Source organism: Cupriavidus sp. 10L45 (assembly GCF_056395225.1).
The window spans coordinates 573690-592444 of record NZ_JBFTJC010000001.1 but is presented as its reverse complement, the minus strand read 5'-3'; the positions used below and the strand labels follow the sequence as shown (position 1 = coordinate 592444).

General features: G+C 67.4%; 14 protein-coding genes. 11 read left to right on the top strand and 3 right to left on the bottom strand.

What is annotated here, in order from left to right; genetic code table 11:
• Position 1 precedes the first annotated feature (1 nt).
• Together AC1DFU_RS02670 and AC1DFU_RS02665 are read left to right on the top strand one after the other, a co-directional pair.
• Entirely contained in the window at positions 2-1123 is a 1122-nt protein-coding gene (locus AC1DFU_RS02670; RefSeq protein WP_441592861.1) for a dihydrolipoamide acetyltransferase family protein, read from the top strand.
• A gap of 157 nt (positions 1124-1280) precedes the next feature.
• The gene (locus tag AC1DFU_RS02665) at positions 1281-1934 is read left to right on the top strand and encodes a peroxiredoxin (protein WP_092296955.1); all 654 of its coding nucleotides are present in this window, start codon (positions 1281-1283) and stop codon (positions 1932-1934) included.
• 301 nt (positions 1935-2235) lie between these two features.
• Here AC1DFU_RS02665 and AC1DFU_RS02660 read toward each other — a convergent pair whose 3' ends face one another.
• Positions 2236-3198 (bottom strand): chemotaxis protein, encoded by a 963-nt coding sequence (locus AC1DFU_RS02660; RefSeq protein ID WP_092296952.1) that lies wholly within the window; start codon positions 3196-3198, stop codon positions 2236-2238.
• A gap of 498 nt (positions 3199-3696) precedes the next feature.
• On the opposite strand from AC1DFU_RS02660, the gene AC1DFU_RS02655 reads away from it, so the two are divergent.
• Entirely contained in the window at positions 3697-5097 is a 1401-nt protein-coding gene (locus AC1DFU_RS02655) for an NCS2 family permease (protein WP_441592860.1), read from the top strand.
• Between the two features lie 411 nt (positions 5098-5508).
• Complete coding sequence (locus tag AC1DFU_RS02650) at positions 5509-5826, top strand: H-NS histone family protein (protein ID WP_092296944.1); 318 nt, start codon at positions 5509-5511, stop codon at positions 5824-5826.
• Between the two features lie 31 nt (positions 5827-5857).
• Here the strand turns inward: AC1DFU_RS02650 and AC1DFU_RS02645 are convergent, their stop codons facing one another.
• Positions 5858-6466 carry a hypothetical protein gene (locus AC1DFU_RS02645; protein WP_255370887.1) on the bottom strand — a complete coding sequence of 203 codons (609 nt, stop codon included), beginning with the start codon at positions 6464-6466 and terminating at the stop codon, positions 5858-5860.
• Between the two features lie 196 nt (positions 6467-6662).
• Entirely contained in the window at positions 6663-7610 is a 948-nt protein-coding gene (locus AC1DFU_RS02640; protein ID WP_441592859.1) for a LysR family transcriptional regulator, read from the bottom strand.
• 115 nt (positions 7611-7725) lie between these two features.
• Between AC1DFU_RS02640 and AC1DFU_RS02635 the strand changes: the two genes are divergently transcribed.
• From AC1DFU_RS02635 to narI, 7 genes are all read left to right on the top strand, one after another.
• Positions 7726-8964 (top strand): MFS transporter, encoded by a 1239-nt coding sequence (locus AC1DFU_RS02635; RefSeq protein ID WP_441592858.1) that lies wholly within the window; start codon positions 7726-7728, stop codon positions 8962-8964.
• A 165-nt stretch (positions 8965-9129) separates the two neighbouring features.
• Positions 9130-10419 (top strand): MFS transporter, encoded by a 1290-nt coding sequence (locus AC1DFU_RS02630; protein ID WP_092296934.1) that lies wholly within the window; start codon positions 9130-9132, stop codon positions 10417-10419.
• A 37-nt stretch (positions 10420-10456) separates the two neighbouring features.
• Positions 10457-11839, top strand: a complete 1383-nt coding sequence (locus AC1DFU_RS02625) for a NarK family nitrate/nitrite MFS transporter (protein ID WP_092296931.1) — start codon at positions 10457-10459, stop codon at positions 11837-11839.
• A gap of 165 nt (positions 11840-12004) precedes the next feature.
• Positions 12005-15733: a nitrate reductase subunit alpha gene (locus AC1DFU_RS02620; protein ID WP_441592857.1), complete on the top strand. Its 3729-nt coding sequence runs from the start codon at positions 12005-12007 to the stop codon at positions 15731-15733.
• Positions 15730-17283, top strand: a complete 1554-nt coding sequence (narH, locus tag AC1DFU_RS02615; RefSeq protein ID WP_092296925.1) for a nitrate reductase subunit beta — start codon at positions 15730-15732, stop codon at positions 17281-17283. The genes AC1DFU_RS02620 and narH overlap by 4 nt, the downstream gene beginning before the upstream one ends.
• Before the next feature lie 23 nt (positions 17284-17306).
• A complete protein-coding gene (gene narJ, locus AC1DFU_RS02610; protein ID WP_441592856.1) occupies positions 17307-17966 on the top strand; it encodes a nitrate reductase molybdenum cofactor assembly chaperone in 660 nt (219 codons plus the stop codon).
• 26 nt (positions 17967-17992) lie between these two features.
• A complete protein-coding gene (gene narI / locus AC1DFU_RS02605; RefSeq protein ID WP_441592855.1) occupies positions 17993-18676 on the top strand; it encodes a respiratory nitrate reductase subunit gamma in 684 nt (227 codons plus the stop codon).
• Positions 18677-18755 lie beyond the last annotated feature (79 nt).

The window sequence follows — 18755 nt, the reverse complement described above, 5'->3', positions numbered from 1 at the left end:
CATGCGGACCTTCAAGCTGCCCGATCTGGGCGAGGGATTGCAGGAAGCGGAGATCGTGGCGTGGCACGTCAAACCCGGGGACAGCGTGGCGGCGGACGAGCCGCTGCTGTCCGTGGAGACCGCCAAGGCCATCGTCGAGATTCCATCGCCATTCAGCGGCCAGGTGGCCAAGCTGTTCGCGCAGCCGGGCGATATCGTCCACCTCGGCGCGCCGCTGGTGGGCTTCGAGGGGGTCGGCAGCGCCCAGGACGATGCCGGCACCGTGGTGGGCGCGGTGAAGGTCGGCACGCAGGTGCTGGCGGAAGCCGCCGCGCCGCTCGGTCCGGGTGGCGCGCACGGCATCAAGGCCACGCCGGCGGTGCGGGCGCTGGCGCGCAAGCTGTCGGTGGACCTCGCCATGGTCACGCCCTCCGGCCATGACGGCCTGATTACGGCCACGGACGTGCAGCGCGTGGCCACCACGCTGGCCGATCTCGGCCCGGCCGAAGTGGTGCGGGGCGTGCGCCGGGCGATGGCCCAGAACATGGCCCGCGCACAGAGCGAGGTGGCGGCGGCCACGGTCATGGACGATGCCGACCTGCACGCCTGGCAGCACGATGCAGGCCCGGGCAACGACATCACGATCCGGCTGGTGCGCGCGCTGGTGGCCGGCGTGCATGCCGAGCCGGGGCTCAACGCGTGGTACGAGGGCCAGAGCGGGCGGCGCCATGTGCTGGAGCGGATCGACGTCGGCATTGCTGCCGACCTGCCCGAGGGTCTGTTCGTGCCGGTGCTGCGCAACGTCGGCAAGCGCGACGCCGCCGACCTGCGCACCGGGCTCGACCGCATGCGCGCGGACATCATCGCGCGCACCATCGCCCCGGAGGAGATGCGCGGCAACACCATCACGCTGTCCAACTTCGGCATGATCGCGGGCCGCTACGCGGCGCCGATCGTGGTGCCGCCCACGGTGGCCATCCTTGGCGCCGGGCGTATACGTGACGAAGTGGTGGCGGCCGGCGGCCAGCCCGCCGTGCATCGCGTGATGCCGCTCTCGCTGACCTTCGACCACCGCGTGGTCACGGGCGGGGAGGCGGCGCGCTTCCTGCGCGCGGTGATCGCGGACCTGGAGCGGCCGGCGTAGCGCCGCCCTTCCCCCCTCCGAAATGTGACGCCGAGACTACGCCGACCATACACCAGTGGAGGGAGTTTTTTCACCGTGTAATTCCTATACTGGAGTTCCCCGGCGACGCCGGCAGCCCAATCATCCACCTGGCCCTGACTGAAACAAGGAGTGCGACATGGCAATTCGACTAGGCGAAGAAGCCCCTGACTTCACCGCTGATACCACGGAAGGCAAGATTCGCTTTCACGAATGGATGGGTGACAGCTGGGCGATCCTGTTCTCGCATCCGAAGGACTTCACCCCGGTCTGCACGACCGAGCTGGGCTACATGGCCAAGCTCAAGCCCGAGTTCGACAAGCGCAATACCAAGATCATCGGCCTGTCGATCGACCCGGTTGACGACCACCAGCGCTGGGCCAAGGACATCGAGGAGACCCAGGGCAGCGCGGTCAACTATCCGATGATCGGCGACGCGGACCTGCACGTGGCCAAGCTGTACGACATGATTCACCCCGAGGCTAGCGGCGGCAAACGCACCGCCGTGGACAACGCCACGATCCGCTCGGTGTTCATGATCGGCCCGGACAAGAAGGTCAAGGCCATGCTGGTCTATCCGATGAGCGCGGGCCGCAATTTCGACGAGGTGCTGCGCCTGCTGGACTCGCTCCAGCTCAACGCAAAGCACACCGTGGCCACGCCCGTCAACTGGAAACCGGGCGAGGACGTGATCATCCCGACATCGGTCTCGGACGACGATGCGAAGAAGAAATATCCACAGGGCTTCAAGACGCTGAAGCCGTACCTGCGTACGGTGGAGCAGCCGAAGTAAGCGACTGATGTAAACAGCGGAGAGCCGGGGCGGGCGGGCGAAGAATGCGAACGAGAGCTATCCACAGTTCCAGTGGATAATCGCCCACCCCGCGACCCGCAAACCCGCGCCAGCATTGGAAAGAGCTGGACTGCCCGATTTTTATGCAACTGGTTTCGGAGAGGGGAGGCGTTGCTCCCCTCGCCCGCTTGCGGGAGAGGGGTTGGGGGAGAGGGCAAGTGGTTCTCGATGCGACACTGCATGTTGAACCGCCGGCCCTCTCCCCTGCCCCTCTCCCAAAGGGAGAGGGGAAAAGACGCGTTTACGGATGGCGGGCCATCACGCCGCGGATGGTGTCCGCGAGATCCTTCGCCAGGAATTTCGACACATAGGCATCGGCGCCGACCTTGCGCACGTGCTCCTCGCTGGCCTCGCCGGAGAGCGACGAGTGGATGACCACCGGCAGGGACTTGAGCCGTGCGTCGCTCTTGATCTTGCGCGTGAGCGTGAAGCCGTCCATCTCGGGCATTTCCAGGTCGGTCAGCACCAGCGCGATCTCGTCGCGGATGGTCTTGCCCTGCGAGGCGGCGAGATCGGCGATGCTGCCCAGCATCTCCCATGCCTCCTGGCCCGTCTTGGTCATCACCACCTGCACGCCCATCGCCTTCAGGCCGTTCTCGATCAGGCCGCGCGCCAGCGCCGAGTCATCGGCGGCCAGCACCTTGGTGCCAGGGCGCAGGTTCAGCGCCGGGCCCACGGTGGCTGGGTCCACGTCCGGCTGGCGGGTGGGCAGCACATCGCGCAGGATCTGCTCCACGTCGAGCACCTGCACCAGACGCGGGTTCTCGCCGCCGACATCGAGCTTGGCGATGCTGGTCACCAGCCCGCCCTTGACGCTCGTCTCGGCCGAGATCACCTGGCTCCAGTCCAGGCGCACGATCTCTTCCACGGCTTCCACGGCAAAGCCCTGGGTGGAGCGCGCGTACTCCGTCACCAGCATGATGTTCAGGCCGGACTTCGGCTGGCACTCCAGCAGGCGCGGCAGGTCGATCACGGGAATCACCTGGCCCCGGATGTCGGCCATGCCGAGGATGGACGGCTCGGCGCCCACCACGGTGGTCACCGACGGCATCACCAGGATTTCGCGGACCTTGAATACGTTGATGCCGAACAGTTCGGATTGCCCGCTGTTCGCCGCGTCGCCAAGTCGGAACAACAGCAGTTCGAACTGATTGTTGTTGGTCAGGTTCGTGCGCTCGTCAATGTCTCTCATCGCGCTGGTCATCGTGCTTGCTCCGCTGCTGGCTGGGGGTGACTATGGGTAAATGGACAGGTGTTGCCAAAGGTCTATCGGCGCCGCCGCCGGGACCTTTAGCGATCCCGCCCGCTTTCCGGCAGGATGCCCCGGCCATGTGACCGGAACCTACCTTCCAGGGCCCATCGAAGGCCAAAATCGCCGTCCGGCCGTCCACCGAGGGAAATCCCTGAGCCTCCGGAAGCACCGCAAACCCGTGGTTATTCGGCGCCCCGCATGTTCCGCATCGCGCCCCGATGATGAAAGCGGCGCAGCGCTCCCCTACCGTTGAGCCTCGCCGGATCCTGCCCGCCAGAGGCAGCCGACCGGCCACCGGCCCCCGGGCCGGACACCGAGGAAAGAGACGCCCGCACCCCGAGCACCGATGCCACCGGGACCTCCGCCCTCGCACCCAGAACCACGTGAGACAAGCTGACGCCGTATCCGTACGCGGACCGGCGCGGCGCCCCTGCAAGGAGGCAGACCATCATGATCGAACAGCCGTATCCGTCCGTCACGGACGTGGATGACGTAGCGCACGCGCAGGGCACGCGCGCCGGCCGCGCGGGAAAAATCGACGAGTATTTCCAGATCAGCGCACGCGGCAGTACGCGGCGCCGCGAGGTGGTGGCCGGCACCACCACCTTCATGGCGATGGTCTATGCCGTGTTCGTGGTGCCGGGCATGCTCGGCAAGGCCGGCTTCGACACCAGCGCGGTGTTCGTGGCCGTGTGCCTGACCACGGCCTTCGGCTCGCTGCTGATGGGGCTCTGGGCCAAGCTGCCCATCGCCATCGGCTGCGCCATCTCCCTCACCGCCTTCATGGCCTTCGGCCTCGTGCTCGGACAGAAGCTCTCTCCCGAGGTGGCGCTCGGCGCCGTGTTCCTGATGGGCGTGGTCTTCACGGCGATCTCGGTCACCGGCGTGCGCGCCTGGATCCTGCGTAACCTGCCGGCCGGCGTGGCCCATGGCGCGGGGATCGGCATCGGACTTTTCTTACTGCTGATTGCCTCGAACGAGGTCGGCCTGGTGGTCAAGAATCCCGGCCCCGGCCTGCCCGTGCAACTGGGCCACATCACGGCGTTCCCGGTGGTGATGTCGGTACTCGGGCTGGCGGCGATCTTCGGCCTGGAGCGCCGTCGCGTGCCGGGCGGCATCCTGCTGGTCATCATCGTCATCTCGGCGCTGGGCCTGATGTTCGACCCGGCCGTGAAGTACACCGGCGCGTTCGCGCTGCCGAGCCTGTCGACGCCCGGCCATGCCTCGCTGATCGGTGCGATGGACATCCGCGGCGCGCTGTCCGCCGCCGTGCTGCCCAGCGTGCTGGCGCTGGTGATGACCGCCGTGTTCGACGCCACCGGCACGATCCGCGCGGTGGCCGGCCAGGCCAACCAGCTCGACGCCACCGGCCGCATCCATAACGGCGGCCGCGCGCTGACCGCCGACTCGGTCAGCTCGATCTTCTCGGCGATGTTCGGCGGCGCCCCGGCGGCGGCCTATATCGAGTCCACCGTGGGCGTGGCCGCCGGCGCGCGCACCGGCCTCGCAGCGGTGACCGTCGGCGTGCTGTTCCTGGCGGTGATGTTCTTCTCGCCGGTGGCCGGGCTGGTGCCGTCGTACGCCACGGCGCCTGCGCTGATGTACGTGGGCTTGCTGATGCTGTCCAGCGTCAGCCGCCTGCATATGGACGATCTGGTCGATGCCATGGCCGGTCTGGTTTGCGCGGTCTTTATCGTGCTGACCTGCAATATCGTCACCGGCATCATGCTCGGTTTCTGCACGCTGGTGATTGGCCGAATCGTCTCGGGCGAATGGCGCAAGCTCAATATCGGCACCGTGGCCATTGCCGTGGCGCTGGCCGCCTTCTATGCCGGAGGCTGGGCAATCTAAGAAATGTCCGATCCCATCGGTCAACGATGTGTGCAGTACCACCCTGGGTAACCAGTGGAATTCGCAGCCCCCGGAGTCTTTCCCTCCGGGGGTTTTTTTCTTGCCGAGTCGCCAAAAATATCAGTGCCGCCAATCCTGCGCGGCGCCTGTCATGCGCGGCGATTTTCGCTCCACGATTTCGGCATTGGTCGAGATTCGTCGGCATTCGTCGAAATGCATCGACATTGAAATTCGTTCAAATCCGAAAATACGGACTCGCGTAGTCCGATTCAGATCCCACATCTGGAACAAACGTTTTTCATTAGGAAAATCCGTTTATCTTTTGTAATATTTTATGGGACGACTAGTCACGACAATAGTCAGCAATGTCCTGTAACATGCCGCGAACAACAATCTGAACGGGGATCCAAAATGCCGACCTACAAGCAACTACTGGCTGAAAAAGAAGCACTGGAAGCCAAACTCAGCGAGGTGCGCGCCAATGAAGTCTCTGGCGTCGTGGCGCAGATTCGCCAATTGATGGCCGATTACGACCTGACGGTCGACGATATTGCGCCGAAGCGCCGTCGTGGTCGTCCCGCTGGCAGCGGTGCCAGCCCGGCACGCAAGACCGCAGCGCTGCCCCCGAAATACCAGGACCCGAAAACCGGCAAGACCTGGTCGGGCCGTGGCCGCGCCCCGGCATGGCTGGGCAAGCGCCCCGAGCGCTTCCTGATCGAACAAGCCTGAGTTCGATATTCCTCTCGATAAGCGCTGACGCTTATTGCCCTGCGCGCGCCGGCTCAACGCCCGGCGCGTCGCAAATCAACTCCTTTCGCAACGCCCGGAATCCCTGCTGGCTGGTTTCCTGCACCAGATTGGCCCCGCCATCGGGCCTTGGCTGCAGGCGCAGCACGCGCGCCGCGCATTGGCTCGCCGCTTCATCGCGCGTATAGCGGATTTCATATTGCGCGCCTGACTGCGGAATGAATGACACCCCCGCCGCGCAGCGTATCTCTTCGGCCGGCGGCGCCGCCATCGACGTCACCGCGACATACACCCGTTTGCCGACCGCCACCTTGCGCTCGCGCGTCTGCGCGGGCGGCTCGGGAGAACTGCCTGCCATGTCCAGCCCCCGGTCTCGCCCCATCGCGGCGAGCTGCTTGCCCATGCCGGCCAGCACCAGCGGCCGGGCCGGCGTCGGGCACTTCGCCGGGTCCACCACGCTGAAGGTGGTGTTCTCATCGGTATTGGTCAGCAGCCGCACGCTGGCATAGGGGGCGCCCGAGGGCACGCGGTACTGGGCCACGCAGCCGGACAGGCCGGCGCCAGCCACAACCACGAGAAACATCGGGAAAACCCTTGCCGCAACAAGCCGGATCTTGCGCATAGGAAGCACGAAGCTGACAGTTGACCGAGGATGGTGGCACAGCATAGCCGCAGGAGGCGCTTTTGGGGCGTGGTCTGGCCCACGTTGAGGATATCCACAGGTTCTGTGGATATCCTGTGGCGTCGCGCCCCCGGGGCCGCGTCTGTGCGTTACCCCACCGGACTGCTCAAGATTTAAGCAGTTTGTCTCGTGACCATCACCCAGCCCGGGTGCCATCGACCCCGCCATCGCCCCAGCCGGCCGCCCAGGGCGGGGCGTCGCCCCACTGTTGGGCGAGGAAATCGACGAAGGCCCGCACGCGCGGCGGCACCAGCCGGCGCTGCGGCATCACCGCGTAGATGCCGCTGTCGGCCAGCGGGTAGTCGGGCAGCACCGGCACCAACCGGCCAGCCCGCAGGTCGGCGCTGACATGCCAGACTGAATGCATGGCGATGCCGAAGCCGGCGAGCGCCGCATCGGCCAGCAACTCGCCCGTATTGGCCTCCACCCGGCCCTGCACGCGCACGGCCACCTCGCCGCCGGCGCCATCGCCCATCCGCCAGACATCGGAGCGGCCCTGGCTGCCGACCAGGATCAGGCATTGATGATGGGCGAGGTCCTGCGGCGTCTGCGGCCAGCCATGCTGCGCCAGGTAGTCGGGCGAGGCGCACAGCAGACGCTGGTTGTCCGCCAGCTTGCGCGCTACCAGCGTGGAGTCCGCCAGTGTGCCGATGCGGATGGCGAGGTCGAAGCCGCTGCTGACCAGATCGAGTACATGGTCGGTCAGGCTGATGCTGAGGCGCACGCCGGGATGGGCGCGCAGGAAATCCGGCAGCAGCGGCGACAGATACTGCCGGCCGAACGAGGCCGAGGTGGTAATCCGCAGCACCCCGGTCACGCCGGCGCCCGCCTGCCGCAGCGAGCCGGACAACGCCTCCAGGTCTTCCACCAGCGCCCGGCCCTGCTCCGCCAGCACCGCGCCTTCGGGGGTGGCATGCAGCCGCCGGGTCGTGCGATGCAGCAGGCGCACGCCCAGGTCGCGCTCCAGCCGTTGCAGCCGCTGGCTGGCCACGGCCACCGAGAGGTCGAGGCTGCGCGCCGCCGCGCTGATCGAGCCGAGGTCCAGCACGCGCAGAAACAAGCCGATGTCGCCAATCCGGTCCATGATCCGATCCGATTCTCAATGATTTCTTGAAACTGATTCTGGATCTTGCCCGTTTTTCGGAAGCTGCGAAAGGCCGACACTGGCGCCTTCCAGAATCCGTCCCCAACTTCCCGACATGGCCGCGCCCCTCCCTTCCACCCCCGCCACCGGCCCGTCCTCGCGGATGCCCGTGGCGCTGTATGCCCTGACCGCCGGCTCGTTCGGCATCGGATGTGCCGAATTCGTCATCATGGGGCTGCTACTCCAGGTCTCGGCGGACCTCGGCGTGACCATCGCCGCCGCCGGCATGCTGGTCTCCGGCTACGCGCTCGGCGTGTTCGCCGGGGCGCCGGTCCTCACGCTGCTCACCCGCCGCATGCCGCGCAAGGCCGTGCTGCTGGTGCTGATGGCGATCTACACCATCGGCAACGCCGCCTGCGCGCTGGCGCCCGACTACACCACGCTGATGATTGCGCGCGTGGTGACCTCGCTCACGCACGGCACGTTCTTCGGCGTGGGCGCCGTGGTGGCCACCGGCCTCGTGCCCGCCAACCGCCGCGCCTCGGCCATCTCGGTGATGTTCTCCGGCCTCACGCTGGCCACGCTGCTCGGCATGCCCGCCGGCGCCTGGCTCGGCCTGCACTTCGGCTGGCGCAGCACGTTCTGGGCGATGACCGTGATCGGCCTGGCCTCGCTGGCGGTGATCGCCCTGCTGGTGCAGCGCAGCCGCGACGACGCCGCGCCGGCCCGCCTTGCCGACGAACTGCGCACCATCGCCCGCCCCCAAGTGCTGCTCGGCCTGCTGATGACGGTGCTGCAATCGGTCGGTATCTTCGCGGTGATTACTTATGTGCAGCCGCTGTTGACCCGGGTCTCGGGCTACGGCGAGGCGGCGGTGTCGCCCATCCTGCTGCTGTTCGGCGGCGGCATGATCATCGGCAATATCCTCGGCGGACGCATGGCGGACCGGCGTCCCACGGGTGCGCTGCTGGGCTCGCTGACGGTGCTGACGCTGGTGCTGGCCGCGATGACGCTGGCGCTCCACCAGCCAGTGGCGGTGGTGGCGTTCGTCGGCGCGCTGGGCGTGGCCGCGTTCGCCACGGTCTCCCCGCTGCAGCTGCGCGTGATGCGCCACGCCCACGGCGCGGGCCAGAACCTGGCGTCGAGCTTCAATATCGCCGCGTTCAACCTCGGCAACGGCATTGGCGCGTGGCTCGGTGGCGTGGTGGTCGACCACGGCCCGGGGCTGACCGCGCTGCCGTGGATCGCGGCGCTGGCGCCGCTGGGCGCGCTGGGCATCGCGCTGCTGGCCGTGCGGGCCGAACGGCGGAGCGATGGCGGTCAGGCCGCCGGGCTGGCCCCGGAGGCATCGTGACTGCCTGACCCGCGTTCTCGAATTTGTCCGATCGATAACCACCAACCGGACTAGTTCCATCGACAGGGGCCACCCGCCCCGCCCGCTCCCCGGCCGGCGAATAGGCACGGCAGGCAGCCGTGCCTACGCTGGGGGCCATCCCTTGTTGTCCATTAGGACCTCTCGATGGCCTCCCCCTCATCCTCGTCCTCTCCCCCCTCCTCCGCCGTCCTGCACGACGCGCCGGCGATCTCCCTGCGCGCCAACGGCGTGCTGGCCTCCAGCACGTTCGCGTTCACCATCTGCTTCGCTGTCTGGATGGTGTTCGCCGTGCTCGGCATTCCGCTCAAGCAGCAGCTTGGCCTGAACGACACCGAATTCGGCCTGCTGGCCGCCATGCCGGTGCTGAGCGGATCGCTGATCCGCGTGCCGCTGGGCATCTGGACCGACCGCTACGGCGGCCGCATCGTCTTCTTCCTGCTGATGCTGGCCACCGTGGTGCCGATCTGGCTGCTCGCCTATGCCACCACCCTCTGGCAGCTGCTGGCGCTTGGGCTGCTGCTCGGGCTGGCCGGCGGCTCGTTTTCGGTGGGCACGCCCTATGTGGCGCGCTGGTTCCCGCGCCATCGGCAGGGGCTGGCGATGGGCATCTTCGGCGCCGGTAACTCCGGGGCCGCACTAACCAAATTCGTCGCCCCGGCGCTGATCGCCGCCGCCGGCACCTGGACCATCGTGCCGAAGGTCTACGCGGTGGCGATGCTGGCCACGGCGCTGCTGTTCTGGGTCTTCTCGGCCAGCAACCCGGCGCACCGCGTGGCCGCCAGCAGCGCCGGCTGGCGTGCCCAGATGGCCATGCTGCGCGACCCACGGGTCTGGCGCTACTCCCAGTACTACTCGGTGGTGTTCGGTGGCTACGTGGGGCTGGCGCTGTGGATGACGCGCTACTACATCGGCGAATATGGGTTCGACATCCGCATCGCCGCCTTCCTGGCCGCGTGCTTCTCCCTGCCCGGCGGCATGCTGCGCGCCATCGGCGGCTGGATCTCGGACCGCTACGGCGCCCATCGCACCACCTGGTGGGTGATGTGGGTGAGCTGGGTTGGCTTCTTCCTGCTCAGCTACCCGCAGACCGACCTCGTGATCCAGACCGCCAACGGTCCGCTGGCCTTCCACCTCGGCCTGTCCCCCACGCTGTTCACGGTGCTGCTGTTCGCGGTGGGCATCGCGTTCGCCATCGGCAAGGCGTCGGTATTCAAGTTCATCGCCAATGACTTCCCGCAGAACATCGGCGCCGTCTCCGGCGTGGTGGGGCTGGCCGGGGGGCTCGGCGGCTTCATCCTGCCGATCCTGTTCGGCGCGCTGGCCGACCTGACCGGCGTGCGCAGCAGCTGTTTCATGCTGATGTACGGCACCGTCTGCGTGAGTCTGGTGTGGATGCACTACAGCCATCGCGGCGCCGCCCCGGCGGTGGCCTGAATCTTTCCCACCTTCCCCCCTTCGACGAGATAACGCCATGAGCACCTCCGTACTGACCCGCTGGGAACCTGAAGACCCGGCGTTCTGGAAATACCAGGGCGCGCGCATCGCCTACCGCAACCTCTGCATCTCCATTCCCGCGCTGATGCTGGCCTTCGTGGTCTGGATGCTCTGGAGCGTGGTGGCCGTGAACCTGGACCGCGCCGGCTTCCACTTCACCGGCAACCAGCTGTTCTGGCTGACCGCCCTGCCGGCGCTGTCCGGCGCCACGCTGCGCATCTTCTACTCCTTCCTCGTGCCGATCTTCGGCGGGCGGCGCTTCACCGCCATCTCCACCGCGCTGCTGCTGATTCCGGCGCTCGGCATGGGCTTCGCGCTGCGCGACCCGTCCACCAGCTACCCGACGCTGCTGGGGCTGGCCCTGCTGTGCGGGCTGGGCGGCGCCAACTTCAGTTCGTCGATGGCGAACATCAGCTTCTTCTTCCCGAAGGCGCGCAAGGGGCTGGCCACGGGCCTGAACGCCGGCATCGGCAACCTCGGCGTCTCGATCGTGCAGTTCGTGACACCGGTGGTGGTGTCGGTGGCCGTGTTCGGCGCGCTGGGCGGGGCCGGGCAGGAATACGCGGCCAACGGCGCCACGCAACAGCTCTGGCTCCAGAACGCGGGCTTTATCTGGGTGCCGTTTATCGCCGTGTCGGCGCTGGCGGCGTGGTTCGGCATGCACGATATTGCCGACGCGCGCGCCTCGTTCGCGGAGCAGGCGGTGATCTTCCGGCGCCGCCACAACTGGCTGATGTGCTGGCTCTACGTGGGCACCTTCGGCTCGTTTATCGGGTTCTCGGCCGGGCTGGCGCTGCTGACCAAGTCGCAGTTCCCGAACGTGAACCCCACGGCCTACGCCTTCCTGGGCCCGCTGGTCGGCGCGCTGACGCGCCCGGTGGGCGGCTGGCTGTCAGACAAGCTCGGCGGCGCGCGGGTCACGCTGTGGAGCTTCCTCGGCATGATCGGCGGCGTGGTGGCCGTGCTGGCGGCGCTGCCGCACAACGGCACGGGCGGCAGCTTCAGCGGCTTCCTGGGCGCGTTCATCGTGCTGTTCGCGCTGACCGGCATCGGCAACGGCTCCACCTTCCGCATGATCCCGGTGATCTTCCTGACCGAGCGCCTGCGCGCCGCCGGCCCGGGCGCGCCCGCCCAGCGGGTGGCCGTGCAGGACGCCGCCCGGGAATCCGCCGCCGTGCTCGGCTTCTCCGGCGCCATCGGCGCGTACGGCGGCTTCTTCATCCCCAAGAGCTTCGGCACCGCGCTGGAGATGACCGGCGCGCCGGACGCTGCGCTCCATCTCTTCATCTTGTTCTATATCAGCTGCGCCGCGATTACCTGGTGGTGCTACGCGCGCCGCAACGCGGCCATGCCCTGCTGATTCCTGCTTCACCCGCGCGTCAACCCCGCCCGTCGGCATAGTTCTTCCGGACGATGCCGACGGGTCCCGCCTAGGCCGATCGCCGTCGTCTCCCCTGCTCCACCAGCGAATGGCCTGCGCGGCACGCGCTCCGTAAGCTGCAAGTGTCCCTGCTGGAGCCAAACCATGAGTCATTTCCTCGATCGACTGAAGTTCCTGTCGCGCGTCACGTCCACCTATGCCGACGGCCACGGCGCCGTGGTCAACGAAGACCGCAAGTGGGAAGACGGCTACCGCACCCGCTGGCAGCACGACAAGGTGGTGCGGTCCACCCACGGCGTCAACTGCACGGGCTCCTGCTCGTGGAAGGTCTACGTCAAGAACGGCCTGATTACCTGGGAAACCCAGCAGACCGACTACCCACGCACGCGCCCGGACCTGCCCAACCATGAGCCACGCGGCTGCCCGCGCGGCGCCTCGTACAGCTGGTACGTCTACTCCGCCCAGCGCGTGAAGTACCCGATGATCCGCGGCCGGCTGATGGCCATGTGGCGCGAGGCGCGCCAGACCATGGACCCGATCGCCGCCTGGGCCTGGATCAGCCAGGACCCCGAACGCGCCGCCCGCTACAAGAGCGTGCGCGGGCTGGGCGGCTTTGTCCGGGCCGACTGGGCCACGGCCACCGAGATCATCGCCGCCGCCAACGCGTTCACGGTCAAGCAGTACGGCCCGGACCGCGTGATCGGCTTCTCGCCCATCCCGGCCATGTCGATGGTGTCCTACGCGGCCGGCGCGCGCTACCTGAGCCTGCTCGGCGGCGCCTGCCTGTCCTTCTACGACTGGTACTGCGACCTCCCGCCGGCCAGCCCGCAGACCTGGGGCGAGCAGACCGACGTGCCCGAGTCCGCCGACTGGTACAACGCCACCTACCTGATGGTCTGGGGCTCCAACGTGCCGCAGACGCGCACGCCGGACGCCCACTTCTACACCGAGGTGCGCTATAAGGGCACCAAGACCGTGGCGGTCTCGTCCGACTACGGCGAGATGGTCAAGTTCGGCGACATCTGGCTCGCCCCCAAGCAGGGCACCGACGCCGCGCTGGCCATGGCCATGGGCCACGTCGTACTCAAGGAATTCCACGTGGGCGGCAAGTCCGCCTACTTCCGCGACTACCTGAAGCAGTACACCGACATGCCGATGCTGGTGCGGCTGCGCGAGCAGGACGGCACGCTGGTGCCCGATCACTTCCTGCGCGCCTCCCATCTCGACGGCAGTCTCGGCGAGTCCCGGCATGCGGAGTGGAAGACGCTGCTGATCGACGATGCCAGCGGGGAGGTGACTGCCCCGAACGGCTCGATCGGCTTCCGCTGGACGCCCGGCGACGACACGGCCGGCCGCTGGAATCTGGAGCTGCGCGACAGCCAGGACGGCAAGACGATCGATCCGCGCCTGTCGCTGCTCGGCCAAGAAGACACCGTGGCGGAAGTCGGCTTCCCCTACTTCGGCGGCGAGCATGACGCGCTGCTGCGCCGCCGCGTGCCGGTGCGCCGCCTGACGCTGGCCGATGGCAGCACGGCGCTGGTCGCCACGGTCTACGACCTGCAGCTGGCCAACTATGGCGTGGACCAGGGCCTGGGCGGGCCGAACGTGGCGACCTCCTTCGATGACGACGTGCCCTACACCCCCGCCTGGCAGGAGAAGCACACGACCGTGCCGGCCCGCCTGGTGACGCAGGTGGCGCGCGAGTTCGCCGAGAACGCCCACCGCACGCAGGGCAAGAGCATGGTCATCGTCGGCGCCGCGCTGAATCACTGGTACCACAACGACATGATCTATCGCGGCATCATCAACCTGTTGATGATGTGCGGCTGCATCGGCAAGAGCGGCGGCGGCTGGGCGCACTACGTGGGGCAGGAGAAGCTGCGGCCCCAGTTCGGCTGGGCGCCGCTGGCCTTCGGGCTGGACTGGTCGCGCCCGCCGCGCCAGATGAACGGCACCTCGTTCTTCTACAACCACACCAGCCAGTGGCGCCACGAGAAGCTCGCCGTGGACGAGATCCTCGCGCCCACGGCGGACAAGGCGCGCTACGCCGGGCTGTCGCTGCTGGACCTCAACGCCAAGTCGGAACGCATGGGCTGGCTGCCGTCCGCGCCGCAATTGGGCGCCAATCCGCTCGATGTGGTGGACGCCGCCGAGCGCGCCGGGCAGGACCCGGTAGCCTATACCGTCGACCAGCTCAGGTCCGGCGCCCTGCAATTCGCCTGCGACGACCCCGACAACCCGGCCAACTTCCCGCGCAACATGTTCGTGTGGCGCTCCAACATCCTGGGGAGTTCGGGCAAGGGCCATGAGTACTTCCTCAAGTACCTGCTCGGCACGCAGAACGCCGTGTTCAGCGACGAGCGCGACGCCATCCGCCCGAGCGAGGTCAACGTCCGCCCGGCCGCCGAGGGCAAGCTGGACCTGCTGACGGTGCTCGACTTCCGCATGAGCACGACCTGCCTCTACGGCGACATCGTCCTGCCCACGGCCACCTGGTACGAGAAGGACGACCTGAACACGTCGGACATGCACCCGTTCATCCACCCGCTCTCCGAGGCCGTGCAGCCGCTGTGGGAGAGCAAGACCGACTGGGAGATCTACAAGGCCATCGCCGAGAAGTTCAGCGAGATTGGCGGCCCGTACCTGGGCACGCGCAAGGATCTGGTCTGCACGCCGCTGCTGCACGACACGCCGGGCGAGCTGGGCCAGCCCTTCGAGCCGCGCGACTGGAAGCACGGCGAGTGCGATTTGATCCCCGGCAAGACCGCGCCGTCGATGACCGTGGTGGAGCGCAACTACGCGGATCTCTACAAGAAGTTCACCTCCGTGGGCCCGCTGCTGGACAAGCTCGGGAACGGCGGCAAGGGCATCGGCTGGGATACCAGGCACGAGGTGGCCGAACTGGGCCACCTGACCCAGACCGTGACCGCGCCCGGCGTCAGCTACGGTCGGCCCCGGCTGGAGACGGCCATCGACGCCGCCGAGATGATCCTGACCTTCGCGCCCGAGACCAACGGCCACGTGGCGGTGAAGGCGTGGGAGGCGCTGTCCAAGATCACGGGCCGCCCGCACGCCCACCTGGCACTGGGTCGGGAGCACGACAAGATCCGCTTCCGGGACGTACAGGCCCAGCCGCGCAAGATCATCTCCGCGCCGACGTGGTCCGGGCTGGAATCCGAGGAAGTCAGCTACAACGCCGGCTACACCAATGTCCACGAGCTGATTCCCTGGCGCACGCTGACCGGGCGCCAGCAGTTCTATCAGGACCACCGGTGGATGCTCGACTTCGGCGAGGGCGCCTGCGTCTACAAGCCGGCCATCGACACCCGCACGGTGGCGCCGATGCTGGGCCGCAAGCCCAACGGCAACCCGGAGCTGGTGCTGAACTGGATCACCCCGCACCAGAAGTGGGGCATCCACTCCACCTACTCGGACAACCTGCGCATGCTCACGCTCTCGCGCGGGGGGCCGCACGTGTGGATCTCGGAGGCCGAGGCGCGCGCCAACGGCATCCGGGACAACGACTGGGTGGAGGTCTTCAACGTCAACGGCACGCTGACCGCCCGGGTGGTGGTGTCCCAGCGTGTGCCGCAAGGCATGTGCCTGATGTATCACGCGCAGGAAAAGATCGTGAACGTGCCAGGCGCCGAGATGAGCGGCATGCGCGGCGGCATCCACAACTCGGTCACGCGGGCGGTCACCAAGCCGACCCACATGATCGGCGGCTACGCGCAACTGGCCTACGGCTTCAACTACTACGGCACGGTCGGCAGCAATCGCGATGAATTCGTGATCCTGCGCAAGATGAACAAGGTGGACTGGATGGATACCCCACTGCCCCAGTCCGCACAAGAAGAAGGAGCCCCGCGATGAAGATCCGCGCCCAGGTGGCCATGGTGCTGAACCTCGACAAGTGCATCGGCTGCCATACCTGCTCAGTGACCTGCAAGAACGTCTGGACCAGCCGCGACGGCGTGGAGTACGCCTGGTTCAACAACGTCGAGACCAAGCCAGGCATCGGCTACCCCAAGGAATGGGAAAACCAGCGCAAGTGGAACGGCGGCTGGCAGCGCCAGCCCGACGGCTCGCTCACGCCACGCCAGGGCGGCCGCGCGCGCATTCTGTCGAACCTGTTCGCCAACCCGAACCTGCCGCAGATCGACGACTACTACGAGCCGTTCACCTACGACTACGAGCACCTCCAGAAGGCGCCGCTGATGCCGACGCCGCCTACCGCCCGGCCGGTGTCCGTGCTGACGGGCAAGAAGATGGAGAAGATCGAATGGGGGCCGAACTGGGAGGATGACCTCGGCGGCGAGTTCGCCTCGCGCAGCCGCGACCAGCTCTTCGAGAACGTGCAGAAGGAGATGTACTCGACCTTCGAGAACACCTTCATGATGTACCTGCCCCGTCTGTGCGAGCACTGCCTGAACCCGGCCTGCGTGGCGTCCTGCCCGAGCGGCTCGGTCTACAAGCGCGAGGACGACGGCATCGTGCTGGTCGACCAGGACAAGTGCCGTGGCTGGCGGATGTGCATCTCTGGTTGTCCATACAAGAAGATCTATTTCAACTGGCAGAGCGGCAAGGCGGAGAAGTGCACCTTCTGCTTCCCACGCATCGAGGGCGGCCAGCCGACCGTCTGCTCCGAGACCTGCGTCGGTCGCATCCGCTACCTCGGCGTGATGCTGTACGACGCGGATCGGATCGCCAGCGCCGCCGGCGTGGAGGACGAGCGCGACCTGTACCAGTCCCAGCTCGACGTCTTCCTCGACCCGAACGACCCCACCGTGCAGGCCGAGGCGCTGCGCCAGGGCATTCCGCAGAGCTGGCTCGATGCCGCGCGCAAGTCGCCGGTCTACCGCATGGCCTGCGAATGGAAGATCGCCTTCCCGCTGCATCCCGAATACCGGACGCTGCCGATGGTCTGGTACGTGCCGCCGCTCTCGCCGATCCAGTCGGCGGCGGAAAGCGGCTTCATGGGCATGAACGGGATGATCCCGGACGTGCAGAGCCTGCGCATTCCGCTCAAGTACCTCGCCAACCTGCTGACCGCCGGCGACGTGGCGCCAGTGCTGACCGCCCTGCAGCGCATGCTGGCCATGCGGGCGTTCAAGCGCTCGGAAGTCGTGGATGGCGAGGCGGACCTCGCCGTGCTGCGGCAGGTGGGGCTGACCCCGGTGCAGGTGGAGGACATGTACCGCCTGCTGGCCATCGCCAATTACGAGGATCGTTTTGTGATTCCATCGTCACACAAGGAAATGGTCGAGGACAGCTTCAACGAGAAAGGCAGCTGCGGCTTCACGTTTGGCAACGGCTGCTCGGGCGGTACGTCCGAGGGCTCGCTGTTCGGCAAAAAGCCGCAGGGCAGCGTGGTCTTCGCGGACATGCCCAAGTCGCGCAAGAAGCCGACCGAAACCTGCTGACACCTGCTGATACCGGAGCCATCATGACCCTCTATCCCGTGCTCAGCGCCTTGCTGGGCTACCCCGAAGCGCCGCTGCAGGCGGCCATGCCCGAGATCGAACAGGCGCTCGACGCCTGGCCCGCCGCCCGCGCGAGGCTGGCCCCGCTGACCGGCCCGCTGCGCGACAGCCCGCTGATCGCGCTGCAGGAGCAGTACGTGGCCACCTTCGACCGCAATCCCGCGCATTCGCTGCACCTGTTCGAGCACGTCCACGGCGAGTCCCGCGACCGGGGGCAAGCCATGGTCGATCTGATCGACGAATACCGGCGCGCCGGCTTCGAGCCGGTGGCGAACGAGTTGCCCGACTACGTGCCGCTGTTCCTGGAGTTCCTCGGCGCGCTGGCCGATGACGGGCAGGCGCAGCGCGCCGAGCAGTTGCTGGGCGAGGCCATCCACGTGCTGGCGGCCATCGGCGACCGGCTGGCGCGCCACGACAGCCCGTACGCGACCGTGTTCACGGTGCTGCGCTCAATGACCAGCGTGCAGCCCGAGGCCCGGACCGACCCGCCCGTGCGCGACATGGACGAAGCGCTGGAACTGTTCGGCCCCGGCACGGATGGCGTGGAGCCGTTGCTGGCGGCGGCCATGCCGGCTGAACAAGTGGTGCGCTTCCACGACCGGCGCGCCCCCTCCCCCCAATGACCTCCCTGACGACGCAGGCGACCACCATGTCATTCGCCCACCAGTTCCTCTTCGGCATCTACCCGTATATCGCCGCCGCCCTGCTCCTGTTCGGCAGCCTGGCGCGCTTCGAGCGCGAGCAGTACGGCTGGAAGGCCGACAGCTCCCAACTGCTCTATCGCGGCAACCTGCGGCTGGGCAGCATCCTGTTCCACGTTGGCATCCTCGGGCTGTTCTTCGGCCATCTGGCGGGCCTGCTCACACCCGTGGCCGTGTGGGACGCGCTCGGTGTCTCCCACACGCTCAAGCAGGCCGTGGCGATGGGCGCCGGCGGAGTCATGGGCACGATCTGCCTGATCGGCCTGCTGATCCTGTTGCATCGGCGCTTCACCAACGCCCGGGTTGCCGCGGTCACGCGTACCGGCGACAAGGTGCTGCTGCTCTGGCTGCTGGCGACCTTGCTGGCCGGGCTCTCGACCATCTTCGTGTCCGCCGGCCATATGGACGGTCACATGATGGTGCAGCTGATGACCTGGGCCCAGCACATCGTCACGCTGCGCGCCGATGCGCCCGATTTCATCGCCGATGCCCCGCTGCTGTTCCGCGTGCATCTGTTCCTCGGTATCTCGCTGTTCGCGATCTTCCCGTTCACGCGGCTGGTGCATGTGTGGAGCGGCTTCGCCTCGGTCACCTACCTCGGACGGGCCTGGCAGCTCGTGCGGGGGCGCTGATCCGCGCTTGATGGGGGTCAACGGGGCGGCCGGGTATCCGGCTCATCATGGCGGGCACGCAATCCTGCCCGCTGCTCCG